20 protein-coding genes are annotated in these 19164 nt (G+C 70.5%); 8 read left to right on the forward strand and 12 right to left on the reverse strand.

Going from position 1 to position 19164, the window contains the following annotated elements; translation table 11 throughout:
- Positions 1-2: 2 nt before the first annotated feature.
- The 4 genes from K8O92_32880 to cobC form a co-directional block, all read right to left on the reverse strand.
- Positions 3-740: a hypothetical protein gene (locus tag K8O92_32880; protein UAK32419.1), complete on the reverse strand. Its 738-nt coding sequence runs from the start codon at positions 738-740 to the stop codon at positions 3-5.
- Positions 741-812: 72 nt separating this feature from the next.
- Positions 813-1457: a hypothetical protein gene (locus K8O92_32885; protein ID UAK32420.1), complete on the reverse strand. Its 645-nt coding sequence runs from the start codon at positions 1455-1457 to the stop codon at positions 813-815.
- 129 nt (positions 1458-1586) lie between these two features.
- Positions 1587-2708 carry a Nif3-like dinuclear metal center hexameric protein gene (locus K8O92_32890; GenBank protein ID UAK32421.1) on the reverse strand — a complete coding sequence of 374 codons (1122 nt, stop codon included), beginning with the start codon at positions 2706-2708 and terminating at the stop codon, positions 1587-1589.
- 217 nt (positions 2709-2925) lie between these two features.
- Complete coding sequence (gene cobC, locus K8O92_32895) at positions 2926-3966, reverse strand: Rv2231c family pyridoxal phosphate-dependent protein CobC (protein UAK32422.1); 1041 nt, start codon at positions 3964-3966, stop codon at positions 2926-2928.
- A 44-nt stretch (positions 3967-4010) separates the two neighbouring features.
- Here cobC and K8O92_32900 point away from each other — a divergent pair, with 44 nt between their 5' ends.
- Both K8O92_32900 and K8O92_32905 read left to right on the forward strand, forming a co-directional pair.
- On the forward strand, positions 4011-4535 hold the full coding sequence (locus K8O92_32900; GenBank protein UAK32423.1) for a low molecular weight phosphotyrosine protein phosphatase: 525 nt from the start codon (positions 4011-4013) through the stop codon (positions 4533-4535).
- A complete protein-coding gene (locus K8O92_32905) occupies positions 4535-5437 on the forward strand; it encodes an SURF1 family protein (GenBank protein ID UAK36090.1) in 903 nt (300 codons plus the stop codon). Before K8O92_32900 ends, K8O92_32905 begins: the two co-directional genes overlap by 1 nt.
- A gap of 61 nt (positions 5438-5498) precedes the next feature.
- Here the strand turns inward: K8O92_32905 and K8O92_32910 are convergent, their stop codons facing one another.
- Both K8O92_32910 and K8O92_32915 read right to left on the reverse strand, forming a co-directional pair.
- The gene (locus K8O92_32910; protein UAK36091.1) at positions 5499-5882 is read right to left on the reverse strand and encodes a VOC family protein; all 384 of its coding nucleotides are present in this window, start codon (positions 5880-5882) and stop codon (positions 5499-5501) included.
- A 70-nt stretch (positions 5883-5952) separates the two neighbouring features.
- Complete coding sequence (locus K8O92_32915; GenBank protein ID UAK32424.1) at positions 5953-6870, reverse strand: cobalamin biosynthesis protein; 918 nt, start codon at positions 6868-6870, stop codon at positions 5953-5955.
- A 104-nt stretch (positions 6871-6974) separates the two neighbouring features.
- Here K8O92_32915 and sigJ point away from each other — a divergent pair, with 104 nt between their 5' ends.
- Positions 6975-7979, forward strand: coding sequence for an RNA polymerase sigma factor SigJ (sigJ, locus tag K8O92_32920; GenBank protein UAK32425.1), 1005 nt, complete (start codon positions 6975-6977; stop codon positions 7977-7979).
- Here the strand turns inward: sigJ and ald are convergent, their stop codons facing one another.
- Both ald and K8O92_32930 read right to left on the reverse strand, forming a co-directional pair.
- Complete coding sequence (gene ald, locus K8O92_32925) at positions 7980-9089, reverse strand: alanine dehydrogenase (GenBank protein UAK32426.1); 1110 nt, start codon at positions 9087-9089, stop codon at positions 7980-7982.
- Between the two features lie 105 nt (positions 9090-9194).
- On the reverse strand, positions 9195-9998 hold the full coding sequence (locus K8O92_32930; protein UAK32427.1) for an MBL fold metallo-hydrolase: 804 nt from the start codon (positions 9996-9998) through the stop codon (positions 9195-9197).
- 71 nt (positions 9999-10069) lie between these two features.
- On the opposite strand from K8O92_32930, the gene K8O92_32935 reads away from it, so the two are divergent.
- The 3 genes from K8O92_32935 (at position 10070) to K8O92_32945 (ending at position 11897) form a co-directional block, all read left to right on the forward strand.
- Positions 10070-11026: a helix-turn-helix domain-containing protein gene (locus K8O92_32935; GenBank protein UAK32428.1), complete on the forward strand. Its 957-nt coding sequence runs from the start codon at positions 10070-10072 to the stop codon at positions 11024-11026.
- Positions 11027-11028: 2 nt separating this feature from the next.
- Complete coding sequence (locus K8O92_32940; protein UAK32429.1) at positions 11029-11544, forward strand: gamma carbonic anhydrase family protein; 516 nt, start codon at positions 11029-11031, stop codon at positions 11542-11544.
- A 167-nt stretch (positions 11545-11711) separates the two neighbouring features.
- A complete protein-coding gene (locus K8O92_32945; protein UAK32430.1) occupies positions 11712-11897 on the forward strand; it encodes a hypothetical protein in 186 nt (61 codons plus the stop codon).
- Positions 11898-11922: 25 nt separating this feature from the next.
- Here K8O92_32945 and K8O92_32950 read toward each other — a convergent pair whose 3' ends face one another.
- Together K8O92_32950 and K8O92_32955 are read right to left on the reverse strand one after the other, a co-directional pair.
- Entirely contained in the window at positions 11923-12930 is a 1008-nt protein-coding gene (locus K8O92_32950) for a DUF5593 domain-containing protein (GenBank protein ID UAK32431.1), read from the reverse strand.
- A 111-nt stretch (positions 12931-13041) separates the two neighbouring features.
- Positions 13042-13854 carry an SDR family oxidoreductase gene (locus K8O92_32955; GenBank protein ID UAK32432.1) on the reverse strand — a complete coding sequence of 271 codons (813 nt, stop codon included), beginning with the start codon at positions 13852-13854 and terminating at the stop codon, positions 13042-13044.
- A 241-nt stretch (positions 13855-14095) separates the two neighbouring features.
- Here K8O92_32955 and K8O92_32960 point away from each other — a divergent pair, with 241 nt between their 5' ends.
- Together K8O92_32960 and K8O92_32965 are read left to right on the forward strand one after the other, a co-directional pair.
- On the forward strand, positions 14096-14701 hold the full coding sequence (locus K8O92_32960; GenBank protein ID UAK32433.1) for a TetR/AcrR family transcriptional regulator: 606 nt from the start codon (positions 14096-14098) through the stop codon (positions 14699-14701).
- A 1965-nt stretch (positions 14702-16666) separates the two neighbouring features.
- The gene (locus tag K8O92_32965; GenBank protein UAK32434.1) at positions 16667-17353 is read left to right on the forward strand and encodes a nitroreductase; all 687 of its coding nucleotides are present in this window, start codon (positions 16667-16669) and stop codon (positions 17351-17353) included.
- A 139-nt stretch (positions 17354-17492) separates the two neighbouring features.
- Here the strand turns inward: K8O92_32965 and K8O92_32970 are convergent, their stop codons facing one another.
- Both K8O92_32970 and K8O92_32975 read right to left on the reverse strand, forming a co-directional pair.
- On the reverse strand, positions 17493-18248 hold the full coding sequence (locus K8O92_32970) for an SDR family oxidoreductase (GenBank protein ID UAK32435.1): 756 nt from the start codon (positions 18246-18248) through the stop codon (positions 17493-17495).
- A 188-nt stretch (positions 18249-18436) separates the two neighbouring features.
- Positions 18437-18919 (reverse strand): helix-turn-helix transcriptional regulator, encoded by a 483-nt coding sequence (locus K8O92_32975; protein ID UAK32436.1) that lies wholly within the window; start codon positions 18917-18919, stop codon positions 18437-18439.
- Between the last annotated feature and the right edge of the window lie 245 nt (positions 18920-19164).

Here is a 19164-nt window from a genome sequence, read left to right on the forward strand (position 1 = left end):
GCTCACAGCCCCGATTCCTTGGTCCGGACCAGGATCGCCCCGCACTCCGGGCACCGCACGACCGCGTCGGGGGCGGCCTTGGCGATGCGCGCGATCTCCCCCCGATCGAGCTCGATGCGGCACGCGCCACAGCGGCGCGCCTGCAACAGCGCCGCGCCGACGCCGTGCTGTTCCCGCTGCCGGTCGTAGATCGCGAGCAGGTCGGCAGGCAGCTTGGCCACCAAGCCCGCGCGATCGGTCTCGCAGCGTGTCTGTGCCACGTCCAGATCGGCGAGCGCTTCGTCCCGATGCCTGCGCGCGGTGGCGAGCTCCTCGTCGGTCTTGCTCAACCGCGCGCCCGCGTGCTCGTGGTCGGCAGCGGAGGCCTCACGCCGTTCCATCACCTCGAGCAACTCGTCCTCCAGCACGGAGCGGCGGCGCTCCAGGCTGCCGAGCTCGTGCTGGATCTCCGAAAGTTGCTTGGCGCTCACCGTTCCCGCGGTGAGCATGTCCTTGTCGCGGTCCTCGCGCTTGCGCACCGCGTCGACCTCGCCCTCCAGCTTGCGGATGTCGCGGTCGAGGTCGTCCAGCACGATCTCCACGGCCACCGCGGCGTCGGAGTGCGCGTTGCGCTCGGCCTCCAGCCGGGCCACCTCCTGCTGCTCGGGCAGCACGGTGCGACGGTGCGCGATCCGGGTCAGCTCGGCGTCGACGGCGGCGAGCCGGAGCAGCTCGGCCTGGATCGGGGGTTCGACATTCAATGCGGACAAACTCCTGGACGGGGTGGACGAGACTGGTGTTCAACCGTACCCCGCCGGATCGGCGGACCGCCGTCAGCCGCCGACGGTGCGAGTCTTGATGGCGTCCCGGGAGATGTAGACGTCGTATTCGCCGGGCACCGCGATCACCGCGTTGCCGTACGCGGAGCGCACGAACGGCTGGGTCCACCAGCGGCCCTCGCGCATGTCGGCGAAGAAGTCGCGGTCGCCGTCGTTGAGGAAGATCTGGTTCTGCGTGGTCGCGACGCCGTCGAGGCGCTGGCCGTACAGGCGGCTGATCCGGTAGCCGGAGTGGAAACCGAGGGCGTTCACCCACGGCTCCAGCTCGACGATGCCCGCTTGCAGCACCCACATGTCGCCCTCGACCCGGTAGGTCAGGCGCTGCTCCGGGTGGTTGTCGTCGCCGTACAAGGTGAGGTCGACGTCGAGCTGGTGTTCCTGCCCGGCCACCGGCTGGGCCACCACGTGCGCCGCCTTGATCTCGCCGGTCAGCCCGAGGTAGGTCTGCACCAGGGTCGCGATCCACAGCAGCACCGCCGCCACCAGCAGGAGCGCGAGCCCGCCCGTACCGCGCGCGAGCGATGCCCGCATCCCGACCCGGCGCGCGGCGATCAGGCCGGAGACGATCAACGCTACACCGACGACCAGCAGCAGGATCAGCCCGATCTGCACGAGCCCGAAATCAACCGGGAAGTTCATGCGGTAGTTGTACCCCGCGCGAACTACTCGATTCACGCAATCCGCCAACCTGTCCCGGTCCGGCTCGGACACGCCCCGACACGCCGTCGCCAGTTCGCCGCCGGGACAACGGCATCGGACGCTCGGCGGTCAGCTCGGGGCGTGTACCGTCCACGGGTCGGTGCGCAGTGTGGACACCCTGGTCTCCAGATCCGGCAGGGCAGTCCGGACGAATGCTTCCGCCTGTGCGCACCACGGGAACTCGGTCGCCCAGTGTGCCGCGTCGACCACCGCGGGACCGCCCTTGCGCAGGTGCTCATCGATGGGATGGTGGCGCAGGTCGGAGGTGACGTAGACATCGACGCCGAGCCCGGCGGCACGGCTCAGGTAGGAGTCGCCCGCTCCCCCGCACACCGCGACGGTGCGGACGGTGCGGTCCGGATCACCCGCGGCGCGCACGCCCCACGCGGTGTGCGGGAGTGCACGAGCCACGCGATCGGTGAAGGCGCGCAACGATTCCGGTCCCGGCAGGGTGCCGACCCGGCCGATGCCGCGCGCCGAGGGCAGCTGGGCGCGTTCGCTGATGTGGTAGGCCGGGTCCTCGTAGGGATGGGCGGCGCGCAGGGCGGCGAGCACGGCCGAGCGCGCCGAGGGCGGGGCGATCACCTCTATCCGGTCCTGCTCCACGTGCTGGAGTTCGCCCGCGGTGCCGTGCGCCGGGTTCGCTTCGGCCATCGGCCGGAACTGCCCCGTCCCGGGCACTCGCAGCGCGCAGTCTCGGTAGTTCCCGCTCCCGCCCGCACCGGCGGCGAAGAGTGCGGCGAGCACTGCGTCGGCGTGGGTATGTGGCACCTGAATCGCCCAGTTGTCCACGGCTTCTTCTGGTTTCGCGTCCAGCGGACCGGTCACCGTGAGGCCGAGTGCCGCGGCGAGCGCGTCGGAGACGCCGGGGTCGGCGGAGTCGGCGTTGGTGTGCGCGGTGAACAGCGCGCAACCGGAGCGGATCAGCCGGTGCAGCAGCGCGCCTTTCGGCGTGCTCGCCGCGACGGTGTCGACGCCGCGCAGCAGCAGCGGGTGGTGTACCACCAGAGCTTGCGCGCGCCAATCGATCGCCTCGTCGACGACCGCCTCGGTCGCGTCGACCGCGAACAGCACCCGGGTCAACTCCTCGGCGGGGTCACCGCAGACCAGGCCGACCGAGTCCCACGGCTCGGCCAGCGCGGGCGGGTAGGCCGCGTCCAGCACCCCGATGAGATCCGCGAGCGTGGTCATCGTCCACCTTCCTTCGCTTCGGTCCTGCACTGATTCGTTCGGTACCGGCCCGAGGCCGGGTTCCGGAACCGCCCGCGGTCCGCTCCCGCGACTTCGCTGCGCAGGACACGCCCCCGCCCGCACAGCATGCGCATCGCGACCCCGGCGCGCAGTTCGCCCCACGCCCCCAGCTCGGAGGTTCGCACAACGGCCCACCGGCGCGAACGATTCCCCGCGCTCACCGCGCATCCGCCGACCGGATCGCGGCGACCAGCCGATCGACCTCCTCGGCGCCGCGAACGGCGACGCGCAGATGGTCCGGGCCGAGACCGGGGAAGGTGTCCGCGCGGCGGATCGCGATGCCCTGGACGGCCAGGTGCTTGCGCAGCAGTTCACCGTCCGCGACGCGCAGCAGCAGGAACGGTCCGTCCGCGGGCGTGTGGACGTCGACGCCGAGGGCGGTCAGGCGCTCGATCATCGCGGTCCGAGCCACGGCGAGAGCCTCGGCGCGTCGCTCGGCCTCGGCCACGGCGGCCGGGCTCGCGGTGGCGGTGATCGCTTCCAGTTGCAGGGTGCCCAGCGGCCAGTGCGGCCGCCCGTGGTCGAGGCGCGCGAGCACGTCGGGTGCGCCGAGGAAGTAGCCGCAGCGCAGACCCGCCAGCGCCCAGGTCTTGGTCAAGCTGCGCAGCACGAGCAGGTCGGGGGCGGGATCGGCGGCGAGGGAGTGCGGCTCGCCCACCACCGCGTCGGCGAAGGCCTCGTCGACCACGATCAGGCGGCCCGGCTTCCGCAGTGCCCGGATGGCCTCGGCGGAGTGCAGCACGGAGGTCGGGTTGGTCGGGTTGCCGAGCACCACCAAGTCGGCCCCGGTAGGCACCGCGGCGGGATCCAGCCGGTAGGGCGGTCCCAGCACCACCCTGGTCACGGGGACGCCCGCCTCGCGCAGCGCGAGTTCCGGCTCGGTGAACGACGGGTGCAGCACCACGGCCGAGCGCGGCGCGAGGCGGGGCAGCATCGCGAAGCCTTCCGCGGCGCCCGCCAGCAGCAGCACCTCGCCGGGCGCGCGGCCGTGCCGGGCCGCGACCGCGCGGCGGGCGGCGTCGGCGTCCTCGGCGCTCGGATAGCGGCCCAGCTCGGACAACCGCGCGGCCAGCCGCCGCAGCAGCCACTGCGGCGGCGCGGCGCCTTGGACGTTCACCGCGAAATCGAGCATGCCCGCACGTGCGTCCACGTCGCCGTGGTGACGCAGTTTCGCGCGATCGACGGTGTGCTCGGCCACGAGACCACACCCTACGTGGCGGTCCGGTAGCCGGACCGGCCAGAATGGCAGGCGTGGGCCAGCTGCACGTCTCGTTCGTCTGTACCGGCAACATCTGCCGCTCTCCGATGGCGGAGAAGATCTTCGCGTCGCACCTGTACCGGGCCGGACTGGCCAACCGGGTGCGGGTGAGCAGCGCGGGCACCGGTTCGTGGCACGTCGGGGCCGACGCCGACCCGAGAACCAGCGCCACCCTGCGTAGATACGGATACCCGACCGGCCACGTCGCCGCGTTGTTCGGCGCCGAGCACCGCGACGCCGACCTGGTCATCGCCCTGGACCGCTCGCATCATCGCGACCTCGCCCGCCTCGGCATCCCCGCCGAACGGCTGCGGTTGCTGCGCGCATTCGACCCGGACGCCGACGGTCACGACGTGGCCGACCCCTACTACGGCGACGCGGCGGACTTCGAACTCGTGCGCGCCCAGATCGAGGCCGCCGTCCCCGGCCTGCTCGACTGGGTGCGCGCCGAACTGAGCGCCGCCGCCGAACCGCCCGATCCGCGCCTGGTCCCCGACGAGCGACCGTGATGCGCAGGCTCGCTTTCCTGTTGCGCCCCAGCTGGCTGATCCTGGCCGTGCTGGTCGCCGCGTTCGCCTACCTGTGCTTCACCGTGCTCGCGCCGTGGCAACTCGGCAAGAACACGGCCACCTCGCATCGCAACGAGCTGATCGCCGAGTCGGTGAAGGCCGATCCCGTGGACGTCACCACCGTGCTGTCCGATCCGGGCAGCGCCGCGCACACCGAGTGGCGACGTGTCACCGCTTCCGGCAGCTACGTGCCGGACTCGACGGTGCTGGTGCGGCTGCGCCACCTCGACGGCTCTCCGGGATACGCGGTGCTCGCGACCTTCCGGTTGGACGACGGCCGCGTGCTGCTGGTCGACCGCGGGCTGGTGTCAGCTGTCGACGGGACGCGCCCGCCGCAGATTCCCGAGCCACCCGCCGGGCCGCAGCGCGTCGAGGCCCGGATCCGGATGTCCGAGGGCGTCACGCCGGGTAAGGACCCCAGCGTCCAGGACGGCTATCGCCAGGTGTACTCCATCGACGTCACCCAGGAATCGACGGTTCTGCAACAGCCCCTCACCCCCGTTCCCACCGGCGGCGAGCGTGGCGGCTACCTGCAACTGAGCGAGAACCAGCCGGGCGCGTTCACACCCACCCCACTCCCCCGGCTCGACGCGGGCCCCTACCTTTCCTACGGCCTGCAATGGCTCGCCTTCGGCATCATGGCTCCCCTCGGTCTCGGCTACTTCGTCTACGCCGAGATCCGGGAACGAAGGAAAGAGAAGGCCTCCACCGCGCAGCAGCCCGGCGCGTCCGCCGCCGAACCAGCCCGATCGGCCCCGGCTTCGGCGACCACGCCGAGCGCACCCGCCGCACCGACCACGGAAGCTCGCCTCGCCGACCGCTACGGCCGCGGCCGGGGATGATCCGGCGCGACTTCTCGCCGCGAACACTGTCGACAGGCGGTGGCTCCACGCTGGAGAAGCACTACGGCTGATCCGGACCGAGCAGATCCCACCGATTCCCCGCGATGTCGAGGAAGACCGCCACCCGCCCATACGATTCGCCGCGGGGCACGCTCACGAACTCGACACCCCGCGAAACCATCCGGTCATACGCAGCCTGGAAGTCGTCGACCCGCAGGAAGAACCCGACCCTGCCCGCCACCTGCTGTCCGATCACGGCGGCTTGCGACCCACCGTCGGCCCGGGCCAGCAGGATGCCCGTTTGCGCACCGGGCGGCCTTACGACGACCCACCGTTTCGAGCGGCCGTCATTGGTGAGCGCGGGCGAGTCCTCGAGCAGCTCGAATCCCAGCGAGTCGACGAAGAAGCTGATCGCCGGGTCGTACTCCGCCACAACGATGGCCATGAGCTCGATGCGCACCCAGGAAGCCTATTGGGGTCCGCATCGCGCGGCGAGCGCTTACCGCGACGAACGCTCAGCGCCTCGTCGCGGCTACGACGGCGGCGAGCAGGGTGGCCGCGAGCTGCACGGCCTCGGAAAGGCGGACGGCGCGGCGCAGGTCGTCGACGGTAGGAGCCGGACCGTCGCCGAGCAGCGGGCGCATTTCCACGCCGTGCGGATACTCGGTGCGGCCACCCAGCCGGACGCCGAGCGCCCCGGCCATCGACGCTTCGACCACCCCCGCGTTGGGGCTGGGATGCCCGGCCGCATCGCGGCGCCAAGCGCGCAGAGCCGCTGCGGGGCGGCCGCCGATCAGCGGGGCGAGCGCGGCCGTGAGCAGCCCGGTGACGCGCGCCGGGAGCAAATTGGCCGCGTCGTCGACGCGCGCGGCGGCCCAGCCGAAACGCCGGTAGCGCGCGTTGCGGTAGCCGATCATCGCGTCGAGCGTGTTGACCGCGCGGTACCCGAGCAACCCCGGGACGCCCGCCACGGCCCCCCAGAGGACCGGGGCAACGGCCGCGTCGGAGGTGTTCTCGGCGATGGACTCCAGGGCCGCGCGGGCGAGCCCGTCCGCGTCGAGCGCTTGTGGATCGCGGCCGCACAGCGAAGGCAGCAGCGTGCGAGCGCCGTCCAGATCACCGGCGGACAACCGGTCGGCCATGACGCGCCCGGTCCGCGCGAGGCTGTGTCCGCCCAGCACGGTCCAGGTCGCGGCGGCGGTCGCGGTCACCCCGCCGCGCCGCACGGCCAGGCCGAGCCCGACCACCGCGCCGACGGCAAGCGCCTCGTGCGCCAGCCCCGCCGCCCGCCGGTCGGCGTAGGTCACCGACTCCAAAGCCGCCACCGCCGTGCCGAATCCGGCGACCGGATGCCACCGTCGCGGGTCACCGAACACCCGGTCGAGTGCGAATCCGAGCAGCAACCCGACCGCGATGGAGGTCCCCTTCTGCACCCGGCGAGGTTAACGGGTGCCCGCCCGCGGCCGTGCACACGGCTCGCGCTGTCGGCGCCGTGTCACACTCGGTGCCCCTGCGTCGTCGACCTGGTGACGCATCCATGAACTCGCCCCGGCGGGGGCCGAACGACGAACGGCGAACAGCAGTGACTTCCGAGCAGCCCTCCTCCGAGCCCATCGACCAGGCCGAGCTGGCCAGGCGTTTCGAGGAGCACCGGCCGTATCTGCGCAGGCTCGCCTACAGCACCTTGGGCAGCCTCAGCGACGCCGACGACGTGGTGCAGGAGGCGTGGTTGCGGTTGCAGCGCCAGTACGAGGCGGGCGCCGCCGGTGAGATCGACAACCTGCGGGCGTGGCTGTCCACGGTGACCGGCCGTCTCGCCCTCGACCATCTCGGCTCCGCGCGCGTGCGCCGCGAACAGTACGTGGGCGAATGGCTGCCGGAGCCGGAGGTGACCAGCTGGGAGGACCCCGCCGACCGGATCACCCAGGACGAGCGGGTCACCACAGCCCTGCTGGTCGTGCTCGAGTCGCTCTCCCCTGCCGAGCGCACCGCGTTCGTGCTCCAGGACGTCTTCGGCATGAGCGGCCCGGAGGTCGCCGAAGTGGTCGGCCGCACCCCGGCCGCCGTCCGCCAGCTCGCTTCGCGGGCGCGCAAGCACGTCGAGAACGGCACCCCGCGTTTCCCCGCGTCCCCCGACGAGCAGAAGAGGGTGGTGTCGGCCTTCGCGCTGGCCTGGCGCTCCGGCGATCTCGGCGCTCTGCTCGGCGTCCTCGACTCGGACGTGAGCCTGACCGCCGACGGCGGCGGCAAGGTGCCCGCGATCCGGCAGCCCGTGCACGGCGCCGAACTCGTGGCCAAGCTGCTGCTCGGCTGGTACCACGCGCCGTCGGCTGTGGGCGGGTGGGGCCGCGCGGTGCTGGTCAACGGCCAGCCGGGGCTGGTGGTCTTCGACGGCACCCACACCGGCGTCTTCTCCTTCACCGTCGACGACGGCCACATCGTCGCCATCGACGTGGTCCGTAACCCGGACAAGTTGCGCGACCTGCCCACCACCGGTGAGCCCGACTGGTATCTGGGCGAGGGACGCACCGAACAGGAGTAGTCAGCCCGCGACGCCGAGCGGCCTGGAATAGCCGTGCGCGGCGGCTACTTCGCCGGAAAGCAGTCGCCCGGCGTCCGCGGTGAGCCCGTGGGCGAGATCGGGGCGCGCGGCGCACGCCTCCTGCCAGCCGAGACCAGCGATCGCCCGCACGTAGGGAAGGGTCGCGTTGGTGAGCGCGATCGTCGAGGTGTGCGGTACCGCGCCCGGCATATTGGCGACGCAGTAGAACAGCGCGTCCGCCACCCGGAAAGTCGGATTCGCGTGCGTCGTCGGGTGCGCGGAGGCGAAGCAGCCACCCTGGTCGATGGAGATGTCCACCAGCACCGCGCCGGGGCGCATGCCCGCGACGAGCTCGTCGGAGACCAGTTTCGGCGCTCGCGCGCCCGGTACCAGCACCGCGCCGATCACCAGGTCGGCCGACAGCACCGCGCGCCGGATCTCCGTGGTGTTCGACGCGACGGTGGTGACCCGACCGTCGAAGCGGGCGTCGAGTTCGCGTAACCGGCGAAGGTCGGTGTCCAGCACGCTGACGCGCGCGCCCATGCCCACGGCCACCGCGGCCGCGTTCGAGCCCGCGACGCCGCCGCCGAGCACGACCACCTCCGCCGGGCGCACGCCGGGGACGCCACCGGGCAGCAGTCCGGCGCCGCCGAGCGGAGCCATCAGGTGATAGGCGCCGACCTGGGCGCCCAGCTTGCCCGCGATCTCGCTCATGGGGGCCAGCAGCGGCAGCGACCCGTCGGCCGCACGGACCATCTCGTAGGCGATGGCGGTGATCCCCGACCGCAACACGGCATCGGTGCATTCGCGCGAAGCCGCCAAGTGCAGGAAGGTGAACAGCACCTGCCCATGGCGCATCCGCGGATACTCCTGCGCGATCGGTTCCTTCACCTTCAACACCAGCTCCGCTTCCCGCCACACCTGGTCGGCGTCCGGGACCAAGCGGGCCCCCACCGCGGCGTAATCGACGTCGGGAAACCCCGATCCGATGCCCGCGCCCGCCTGTACCACAACCTCGTGTCCGTGCCCGGCCAGCTCCCCGGCGCCCGCCGGAGTCAGGGCTACCCGGAACTCTTGCTCCTTGACCTCCCGTGGTACTCCGATCCTCATACCGCCATCGTGGCCCCGCCGACGTGCCGACGCCACGAGCGACGCGCCGGTCGCGCATGACGACCATCCGCGTCCGCTCTTCGAGCCGGTTTCTCGGCACGTTGCTCAGCTGAGCGTGGCACCGCGCTCGGCCGACTGCGGTCTCACGGCGGCCGCCCGTCCCAAGGGCGGGATGTGCAGTTGATCCCCGCGACCGGCGTAGCGGAATATCCGGCTGAGATGGTCGAGCGACTCACTGAAGTGCGCCCAGCCCTCGCCGTGCACCGGCACGATCAGGGCGTCGCCGAGCACCTCGGCGGCCAGCAGCGCGGTGCGCGCGTTCAACGTGAGGTCGGCGTCGCCGAAGTGGCCGATGTTCGCGGCGCCCACGTTGAGCACCGCGACATCGATGCGCCCGATTCGCTCGGCGATCCGCCGCACCACGTCGACAGAGGCGTTGTCACCCGAGACGTACACCGTCGGCTCTCCTTCGGCCCGCAGCACGAACCCGGTGACGAATCCGGTGAACGGTTCGCAGCCCTCGGGGCCGTGCAGGGCGGGCACGCCGGTCACCTGCACTCCGTGCACCGTCACGGTCTCCCAGTTCTGCAGTCCGCGCACGCCCTCGATGCGAGTCGCGGCGCCGGGCGTGGACAGTACGGTCGGCACCGTCCGGAGGAATTCCCGGCCGGACATGTCCAGGTTGTCGGGGTGTTCGTCGTGGGAGAGCAGCACGACGTCCACCGGGCCGAGTTCTCGCGGCGACACTGCGGGGCCGACAAGTTTGTGCAGCGTGACGCGCCCCGGGTAGTCGCCGGGTTCGTCGAAGGTGGGGTCGGTCAGCCAAGTGCGCCCCGCGTAGCGCAACCGCAGCGTCGGCCCGCCGACGTGCAGGACTTCGAGGGCGGTGGTTTCGATCGTGTCGCTCATGTCGTCGATCCTGTCCGGCCCGCGCACCGGTCAACAGTGGCCCGGGAGCCGCTTATCGTTAAGATCGGGCCATGCGCACGGTAGCCGTCTTCGCGTTCGACGGGATCAGTCCCTTCCATTTGTCGGTGCCCAGCCTGGTTTTCGGGCGGATAGGAATCGACGGGTCCGCGCCGTATCAGGTAGACGTGTGCGCCGAGCGGCCCGGGAATTACAGCACTCCAGCCGGTTTCGACATCAATGTCCGGCACGGACTCGACACGCTGGCCCGCGCCGACACGATCGTGATCCCGAGCTGGCGGCCCGGAACGCGACTGTCCGCCGAAGTGCGCGCCGCGCTGCGCACCGCCCACGCCGGCGGCGCCAGGATCGTCGGGCTGTGCCTCGGCTCGTGGGCGGTGGCCGCCAGCGGGCTGGCCGACGGGCGCGAGGTGACAACGCACTGGGCCGCCGCCGCCGAACTGGCCCGCGCGTTTCCGGCGGTCCGCGTCCGCGCCGACACGCTGTGGACGGACCTGGGCGATGTCGTGACGTCGGCGGGCGTGGCCGCGGCCCTGGACTGCTGCCTGCACTTGGTCCGCGGCGATCTGGGCAGCAAAGCGGCCACCGAGCTGGCCCGAGCGCTGGTCACCGCACCGCACCGCAGCGGATCGCAAGCACAGTACATCCCGGTCGCGGTCCCCGACGCCGCCGAGGACGATCCGATCGAACGCGCCATGGTGTGGGCGCGAACCCGTCTCGGCGATCCGATCGACCTGGACAGCTGGGCGCGGGTCGCGCTCATGTCGCGGCGCACGTTCACCCGCCGCTTCCGCGACCGCACCGGCAGCAGCCCGCAGCAGTGGCTGCTGCTCCAGCGCACCGACCGGGCGCGGCTATTGCTCGAATCCACCGCCGACACCGTGGAACGCATCGCCGTCGACACCGGGTTCGGCACGGCGGTGAGCCTGCGCCACCACTTCCACCGCCTCCTCGGCACCAGCCCCGCCGCCCACCGCGCCGGCTTCCAGGGGGCGCGGTTAAGTTCGTGACCATGCGGATTCAGCTGGGCGACTATGCGCCGGATATCGAGGACAGCGCGTGGCTCGCGCCGAACGCCACCGTGATCGGCCGCGTGCGGCTCGGGGCCGAGGTCAGCGTCTGGTACAGCGCCGTACTGCGCGGTGACCTGGAGACGATCGAGGTCGGCGCGCGCAGCAATATCCAGGACGGCTGCGTGCTGCATGCCGACCCCGGCTTCCCCCTGACCGTTGGCGCGGGAGTCTCGGTAGGACACAACGCGATCCTGCACGGGTGCACCATCGGCGACGACGTGCTCGTCGGCATGGGCGCCACCGTCCTCAACGGCGCCGTGGTCGGGCCGGGCAGCCTGATCGCGGCCAACGCACTGATCCCGGAGGGCGCGCGGATTCCGCCCGGCTCACTCGTGGCGGGCGTACCGGGCAAGGTACGCCGAGAGCTGCGCGCCGAGGAACAAGATCGCATTCGCCTGAATGCGTCTGTCTACCTAGCAAATACAGCTCAACATCGCACGGCAAATGAGGTGTGATACCGGACACACTGATCAAGTGTCCAGTAAGGTTCGCTGATAGCATTCAGCCAGCGTGCCCGGCGACCCGGGCTCTCCTGTCGACACGGTTGTCGTGCGACTTGTAGCGCAGTGGTGAACCCACCCGGGTCGGTGGGCGGGTGAGCGTGCAGGCAGGAGGTATCACGGTGTCGTACGTGCAGTCGGGTGTGCATCGGCCCAAGGGCCGGATCAGCGTGGCCGACATCGCGGCCCAACCCGGTGGAGTCGAGGCACTCCAGCGCCGGGTACATGAATTACGTTCCCGCGGCGTGGATTTCGCCGCGAACGCGATCGAGAAGGAAATGGCCGAGCTGGATCTGCCGCGCCAATGACTTCGCCTGCCACGGTCACGGCGGTTCACTCCGCGGTGACCGTGGCCAATCCGGCCGTGGTGTGCTGATCCAGCGCCATCAACGCGGCCCGTATTCGTACCGGTTGCCAACCACCGTCGATCCGGCGCAGGCGCACCGTTCCCTCGGTGCGATGCCGCGCCAGCTCTCGCGACATGGCCTTCGCGGCCTCCAGATCGTCCGGGTGGATCTGCGGTCTCGGCTGCTGCGGCAGATCCTCCCAGGCGATGTCCGGCATCGGCGCGCCGATCCACCGGATCAACCGCAACGACCGCAGATTGACGATCGCGCGGTACTCGCCGGGTTCGGTGGCGGCTTCCAGCACCGTGTACTCCAGGATCGTCGGCGGCGGCGCGGCGGCGACCGCGGTGGCCGCGCCGATGTCCTGCGTCACGCCGCGCAGCAGCACGTGACGCACGCCGGTGTCATCCGGCTCGACGACGATCCGGCAGGCGAAATGCCCGGCGCGCAGCGCGGCGTCGTCCCGACGGATGGTCCAGACCGCCTGGTGCTCGGTGCCCGGCGCCGAGTTGACGATCTTGGCCAGCGCCTCGCTCTCGTCGCGGTTGGTGACCAGCCGGGTGAACGCACTGGCGATGGCCAGCTCGGCGGCCCGGTTCTCGGGCGCGACACCGTACAGGTCCAGCAGGTCGACGCTGCGCACCGAGCGGTTGGTCGTGAGGTCGAAATACCACGCGCCCATCGGGTCCGCGGCCACGACGGGCTCCCGCACCGGACCCACCCACAGTCGTACGGCATGCGCCTGCCGCGGCGTGATGAGCAGCGGCTCGGCCCGCACCGTGCGCCGCCCGTCGTCGGAGACCTGTGCGACCGGCACACCGGTCGCACACGCCTGCCACAGCGCCGACTCCGCGTCGGCGAGCGACCGCGGGTTGCGCAGGATGTTGGTCAGCGGCACGAACGACTTCGGTGTGGACCCCAAGGCGATCACGCGTCCGGGACTACCGGAGAAACACTCGAGCAGAATCCATTTCGTCACCGAGCGGGCCTCCACGGCCCGCCGCCGGTGCGGCGCGACGCCTCACCCGTCCGCCATAACGTGAGATACGTTCTGCCAGTTCTCATTTCGCCATTTCCCATCTCTGACCGCGTACCCTGAGAGCGGTCAGGACCGGAATACCATGTCCAGCACCTTCTCGTGGTACGACCCGGCGATTCTTGTGACCAGATCCACAACGACGGCGTCCAGTCCGACGAGGACCTTCGCCTCGCCGCGTGCGGCGCCGCGCAGAATGGTCCGCGCCGCCGCGGCCGGGCTCATCCGCGCCACCTGTCCTTCGAACCGGCGCACCACCTGCGCCGCGTCGACGCCCGGCGCGACCCTCGCCGACCGGGCGATCCCGGTGAGCACCCCGCCGGGATACACCCCGGTGACCCGCACGGTGCCGCCCGCCGCCCGCATGTCCTGGCGCAGCGAGTCGGTGAAGCCGCGCACGGCGAACTTGGCCGCGGTGTAGGGTGCGTGCCGCGCCACGGCCACCAACCCGAACGCCGACGAGATGTTGACGACATGCGCGCGTTCGGCAGCCAGCAGATGCGGCAGGAACGCCTTCGTTCCGTTGACCACACCCCAGAAGTCGACGGCCATCACCTCTTCGAAGTCGCTGAACGGCGACTCCAGCACGCTGCCGACGTGCAGGATGCCCGCGTTGTTGAACAGCGCCTCGACCCGCCCGAACCGCGCGACGGTCCGCTCCGCGTACGCGAACACGGCCGCGCGGTCGGTGACGTCCACCGCGCTCACCGCGGGCTCCCGGCCCGCGGCCGCGCACAGCCTCCCGGTCTCGGCGACGGCCTCCGCCGACTTGTCCGACAGCGCCAGCCACGCCCCCGCGCCGGCCAGCGCCACTGCCAATTCCCGGCCGATACCCGACCCCGCTCCGGTGACCGCCACGACGCGATCCGCGAAATATCCCATGGCTCAACCCCTTTCCGCATCGGCCGACGATGCGGCCGACACCGACCACAGGCTGCCCAGTCTATTCTGGACACGCGACCTACTGTGCGGGATCACGCGGTCGGGCGATGCCCGGTCACGCTCGGCCTACCCAATGAAATAATGAACGTCCCGTCCGCACCCGTCGCGATGCCGCGCCCACCGGCCACGGCCCGGCCACCGCGCCGAAACCACTGGAGATCCTGTGCCTTCCATCTCGCCCATGCTGCAACGCATCCTGGAGAAACCGGTCGCCGACGGCGAGAAGCTCCTGGAAAGCGCACTCTCGGCCTTCCTCGACTTCGGTATCAAGCGGACCAGTATGGGCGAGATCGCGCGCCGCGCGGGGATCAGCCCCGCCACGCTGTACCGGCGCTACGAATCCAAGAACGACCTCGTCGAGGCGGTCAGCGTCCGGGAGGCCCAGCGTTTCGTCGCCGCGATCGAGAAGCAGGTGCACACCGTCTCCGGCAACGACGATCAGCTGGTCGAGATCTTCGTCGCGTTCATCAGCGCCATCGCGGGCAACGAACTGCTGCGCAGGCTGCTGCGCACCGAGCCGGACCTGATCCTGCCCCGGCTGACCACCGAAGCGGGGCCGATCCTCGCCGTCGGCCGCGACTACCTGGCCGAGAAGCTGCGCGAGCTACGAGATGCCGGTGGCACGCACGATTTCGACGCCGACCTGGTCGCCGAGATCATGGCCCGGCTGGCGCTGTCGCTCGCGCTCACGCCCGACGGGCTGATCCCGGTGAGCGATCGAAGCGCCGCCCGCGACTTCGCCCGCCGCACCCTGCTGCCGATGGTCGGCGTCCAGGTCAGCGCGTAATCGGACGCCGAACGCCGCGGCCACGCGGTCGTCCAGCTCGGCTTGCGCCGCCGGATCGGGCATACGACCCTCGACGAACTCGCCCACCAAGTCGATCACGGCCCCCGACCGGGCTGCCGCGGGGTCGGGCACCGGCAGCCGCGACACGTACTGAGTGATCCAGCGCCGCCTGCCCGAGTACAACCGATTGCCGCAGACCACGTCGTAGAACCGCAAACCGAGCGCCGAATTCGCCACGCCCATCAGCAGATACGCCAAGCGTGTGGCCTCGGCCGGCACACCGGCCAGGTCCGGTAGCGAGATCCAATAGCAGTCGCCGTTGACCACGGCCCCCGAACTGTCCAGCGCGAAACGCGGACGGTCGCTGATGTCCGGAAAGACCAGCTTCGGCTCGCGCCACAGGTGCGGGCGCTGCGGAACCCAGATCTCGTACCAATCGCGACCGCTCTCCACGACGTAGCGTCGTCCGGCCAGCGTCTCCCGATGCGACAGCAGGTACGCGGCGGCGGCGGGAAATTCGGCGAGGTCGATGGGCGTGCGGCGCGTCCTGTCCAGGTCGTAGGGATACAGCACGCGAACGTCGCGGGCGCGGTTGGCCCGCCACGGCGTCAGATCGTGGTGGGTGATCAGATCGAGCAGCAATTCCGGTTCGGGGCACGGATCGGCGTCGGCCCAGCCGTCGGAGATGAACACGCGGTCGGCGGTGGTCTTGATGCCGACCCGGATGCGCGCCACGTCACCGAAGTCGCGCCAGGTCGCCGCCGCGATCCGCGTCAACCAGGAATCGATCGCCTCGTGCGACATCCGCCACGCGATGTCCGGTTCGCGCGCCACGCCCCGCTGTGTCCGGCGTTCCGCGGCTGACCCCGGCTGTCCGTCGTGCGCTGCCGCACCGCTCGAACTCTCGCCGCTGATCCGGTCCCCGGCATGATCGAGGGGCGTCGGTGACTGGCGTCCGGTCACCAAACTGCCGACCTCGATGACGAAGGTCCGACCGTTGTACTCGACGATCGAGCCGTACGGGTCTGCCAGCGCCTCGAAAAGCGTCTTCTCACCGGGTATCGCGCCACCGGCCTCGTAGGCGGAGACGTAGCGGCAGCCGTCGTGGTGGCTCGCGCGCCGCGCGATGGTGATCGCGGGCAGGACAGCGGCGGTGAACAACTTGGTGTCCCCCAGGTCGTACAGCTCGAGCGGAGCAAGGTCGGTCAGCAGCAGTCGCCGGATGTTCGCGCCGGCCTTGGTGGTCAGGAATCGGTTGGCGCACAACAGGCCGAGCACGCCTCGGGCGGCCAGCAACCGGGGCAGCGTCGCGACGAACGGATGCGTCAGGTCGATCCGCCCGCGCAGGCCGAACCGCTTGCTCAGCAACCGCGCGGTCGATCCGCCCAGCTGCTGGGTGCGCACGTACGGCGGGTTGGTGATCACCGCGTCGAACGAGCCGTCGGCGAGCTGGGCCTCGACCGCGAGGAAGTCGGCCCTGCGCCAGTGCGCGGCGATCCCCGCCACGCCGGCACGCTCGCGCGCGACCGCGAGCGCGCGGGCGTCCAGGTCGTAGCCGGTCAGCACCAGCCGGGCGCCCGGGAACCGTGCCGCAGCCTCGTGCCGCACCGCGAACAGCAGCTCGCCGTCGCCGCACGCCGGATCGAGGACGCGCAGGACGCCGGTCTTCGAAACCTCCACATGGCGCAGCAGCCGCTGCGCGAGAAACCGGGCCAGCACCGGCGGCGTGTAATGCCTGCCGTGCCGTTTGCGGTCCCGCGCGGCGGGGGCTTCGGACGCCATATCGGGATTCTGCCTCGTCCGAGCCGCGCGGATCGTGCAACGCGAACAACCGGCTTCCCGGCTGAGCGCGTCGCGGTCGGCTCGCCCGTCCTCGGCGATCGGCGTGCGCCTCCCGGCTTTCGCACCGGAGTGTTCGATGCTAGCGTCTGGTCTCGAAATAAGACTGCCAAAGGAGGCGGGGGAATGACAGTGACGACCGACGAGTTCACGGCGCTGACCCGGGTGCTCGACCAACGGTGGACGTGCAGGCAATTCCGCGGGCAGCCCGTCGAGCGCGACACGGTCCGCGCCCTGCTGCGGCTGGCCCAGCGGACGCCGTCGTGGTGCAACACCCAGCCCTGGCAGGTCGTGGTGACCGAAGGCGCCGGAACCGATCGCTTCCGGAAGGAACTGCTCGAACACATCGCCACCGCCACGCCCGCACCGGATTTCGCGTTTCCGGCGCAATACACCGGTGTCTACCGGGACCGCAGGCGGGAATGCGGCAAGCAACTGTATGAAAGCGTCGGCATCGGCAAAGGCGATCACGAGAAGACCATGCGGCAAGCCGTGCGGAACTTCGAACTCTTCGACGCGCCGCACGTGGCGATCGTGACCAGCGAAGCGGACCTGGGCGTTTACGGGGCGGTGGACTGCGGTCTCTATATCGGCAGTTTCCTCCTGGGCGCACAGGCCCTGGGCCTCGGCGCGGCGCCGCAGGCCGCACTGGCTACCTACTCCCCGTTCATCCGGGACTACTTCGGCATTCCCGATCACCGCAAAATAGTTTGCGGCATCTCCTTCGGCTACCCGGATACGGATCACCCGGTCAACAGTTTCCGCACCGCTCGCGCCGAGCCCGACGAGGTCGCCACCTGGTTCGCCGAGTGACGCCCCGAACCGCAGTCTCGACCACCTCCGAGCAGTAACCACCTGCTCGGAGGTGGCAGAGCAACCCACTTACGACGCACCGCCCGGCCGAACCCGAACCGAATCGGCGGGGAACGGCACGCCGACCTCGACGTTCATGTCACCAGGGCAGCACACCGTATTCGTCGCCCGCCGGAGCGCCCCAACGGTATCCCCACAACTGCCCGCTCGATCCGCCCGCCGGCAGAGTCGCGAGGTGGACGACCACCTCGGCGCCCTGCGCCGCGGCGCGAAAACCGGTGTTGCCGTTGAGATCGGTCGCACAGTAACCGGGGTTCGCCGCATTCACCTTGATCGGTGTATCCCACAGTTCCTTGGCATACATCGCGGTCACCATGGTGAGGGCGGTCTTCGAGGAGGGATACGCGATCGAAGCCATCGGCCACATGGGCCCGTCGGGATCCATCATCAAGGCCAGGGAGCCGACCTCGCTCGACACGTTGACGATACGACCGGCCTCCGCGCGGCGCAGTAGGGGCAGCATCGCATTCGTCACGGCCACGACGCCGAACACGTTGGTTTCGTACACCTCTCGCAGGGTCGACAGCACGGTGGACGAGGGCTTGCCGTCCCCGTCGAGTCGCCCCGCGATGCCCGCGTTGTTCACCAGGATGTCGAGTTCGCCGAACTCCTCCTCGATCCACGCCGCCGCTCGCGCGACCGAATCGGCGTCGGCGACGTCCAGTTGAACGAAGCGGGCGGCTGCCCCCTCGGCGTTCAGCTTGTCCGCGGCCGTGGTGCCGCGGGCGTTGTCCCTCGCCCCGACCAGCACGGTCGCGCCACGGGCGGCGAGCTGTCGAGCGGTTTCGTATCCGATGCCCTTGTTGGCGCCGGTGATCAGTGCTGTTGTCGTCACATCACGAGATTGGCAGCTGCCGATCCGGCCGGGGAGGACCGATTTGTACCACCCTCGGGCGCTGGCTGTGCGCCAAGATGTCCTCATGTCGAATCGAGCCGAGCTGGCCGCCTTTCTGCGCACGTGGCGCAGTCGGCTGCGGCCCTCGGATGTCGGGCTTCCTGACGTGGGCGCCCGGCGCACACCCTTCAGCGCGTGCTGCCCGCAGCCTTCGCACCGGTGGCGTCGAGCAGACCCGGACCCGGCTCCGGTGTGACATCGCGGGCGGTGAGTTCCTCTCCACACAAATCGCACTCGAGGCGTACGTGTGCCTCGCCCGTGCAGTCGCGGTGGCGGTAGCGCACCGGAGGTCCCTCGGGCGCCATGTAGGTGTCGCCCCAATCGCGGATGGCCAGCAGAATCGGGTAGATGTCGTGTCCTTTGGCAGTGAGGCGGTATTCCTCGTGTGCCCCCACGGCTGCCTTCTGCTTGACGAGGATGCCATTGTCGATCAGCCGGTCCAGCCGATCCTGCAACCTGCTGCGCGAGATACCCAGTGCGCTCTGGAACGCGTTGAACCTGCGGATGCCGGAGAAGCATGACTTGAGAATCAACAGAGTCCAGCGATCACCGAAGATCACGAGTGGGCGCGTGATCGAGCACGGCACATCGGCCAGTTCTTCGTAGCGCACCTCCCGATGCTACCGACCGCTCCGCCGCTCGCGCCCCGTGAAACCTCACTACCGCTGGGGGTGGGTGACCGGGGGTTTGCCACCCACCGGGAAGCAGCGCTGCATCAGCGGTCGGACCCGGGTCCCGTTGACTACCCGAGCGATGACGGCGGCGACTTGCGACCGACAGCCTGGGACGTGATCCATATCACGAACCATCTGGTCGGAAAGCGCCGTTGTGCGTATGCTGACGATTCGCCGAGAAC

It is taken from the genome of Nocardia asteroides, assembly GCA_019930625.1.
Taxonomy (GTDB): Bacteria; Actinomycetota; Actinomycetes; order Mycobacteriales; family Mycobacteriaceae; genus Nocardia; species Nocardia sputi.

Bases quoted from the DNA above. Each gene is read 5' to 3' on its own strand.
- K8O92_32885 (UAK32420.1), bottom strand. From the start codon at position 1,457: ATGAACTTCCCGGTTGATTTCGGGCTCGTGCAGATCGGGCTGATCCTG.
- K8O92_32890 (UAK32421.1), bottom strand. From the start codon at position 2,708: ATGACCACGCTCGCGGATCTCATCGGGGTGCTGGACGCGGCCTACCCG.
- K8O92_32930 (UAK32427.1), bottom strand. From the start codon at position 9,998: ATGAGCGACACGATCGAAACCACCGCCCTCGAAGTCCTGCACGTCGGC.
- K8O92_32965 (UAK32434.1), top strand. From the start codon at position 16,667: ATGACAGTGACGACCGACGAGTTCACGGCGCTGACCCGGGTGCTCGAC.
- K8O92_32900 (UAK32423.1), top strand. From the start codon at position 4,011: ATGGCAGGCGTGGGCCAGCTGCACGTCTCGTTCGTCTGTACCGGCAAC.
- ald (UAK32426.1), bottom strand. From the start codon at position 9,089: ATGAGGATCGGAGTACCACGGGAGGTCAAGGAGCAAGAGTTCCGGGTA.
- K8O92_32955 (UAK32432.1), bottom strand. From the start codon at position 13,854: ATGGGATATTTCGCGGATCGCGTCGTGGCGGTCACCGGAGCGGGGTCG.
- K8O92_32935 (UAK32428.1), top strand. From the start codon at position 10,070: ATGCGCACGGTAGCCGTCTTCGCGTTCGACGGGATCAGTCCCTTCCAT.
- sigJ (UAK32425.1), top strand. From the start codon at position 6,975: ATGAACTCGCCCCGGCGGGGGCCGAACGACGAACGGCGAACAGCAGTG.
- K8O92_32960 (UAK32433.1), top strand. From the start codon at position 14,096: ATGCTGCAACGCATCCTGGAGAAACCGGTCGCCGACGGCGAGAAGCTC.
- K8O92_32910 (UAK36091.1), bottom strand. From the start codon at position 5,882: ATGGCCATCGTTGTGGCGGAGTACGACCCGGCGATCAGCTTCTTCGTC.
- K8O92_32905 (UAK36090.1), top strand. From the start codon at position 4,535: ATGCGCAGGCTCGCTTTCCTGTTGCGCCCCAGCTGGCTGATCCTGGCC.
- K8O92_32940 (UAK32429.1), top strand. From the start codon at position 11,029: ATGCGGATTCAGCTGGGCGACTATGCGCCGGATATCGAGGACAGCGCG.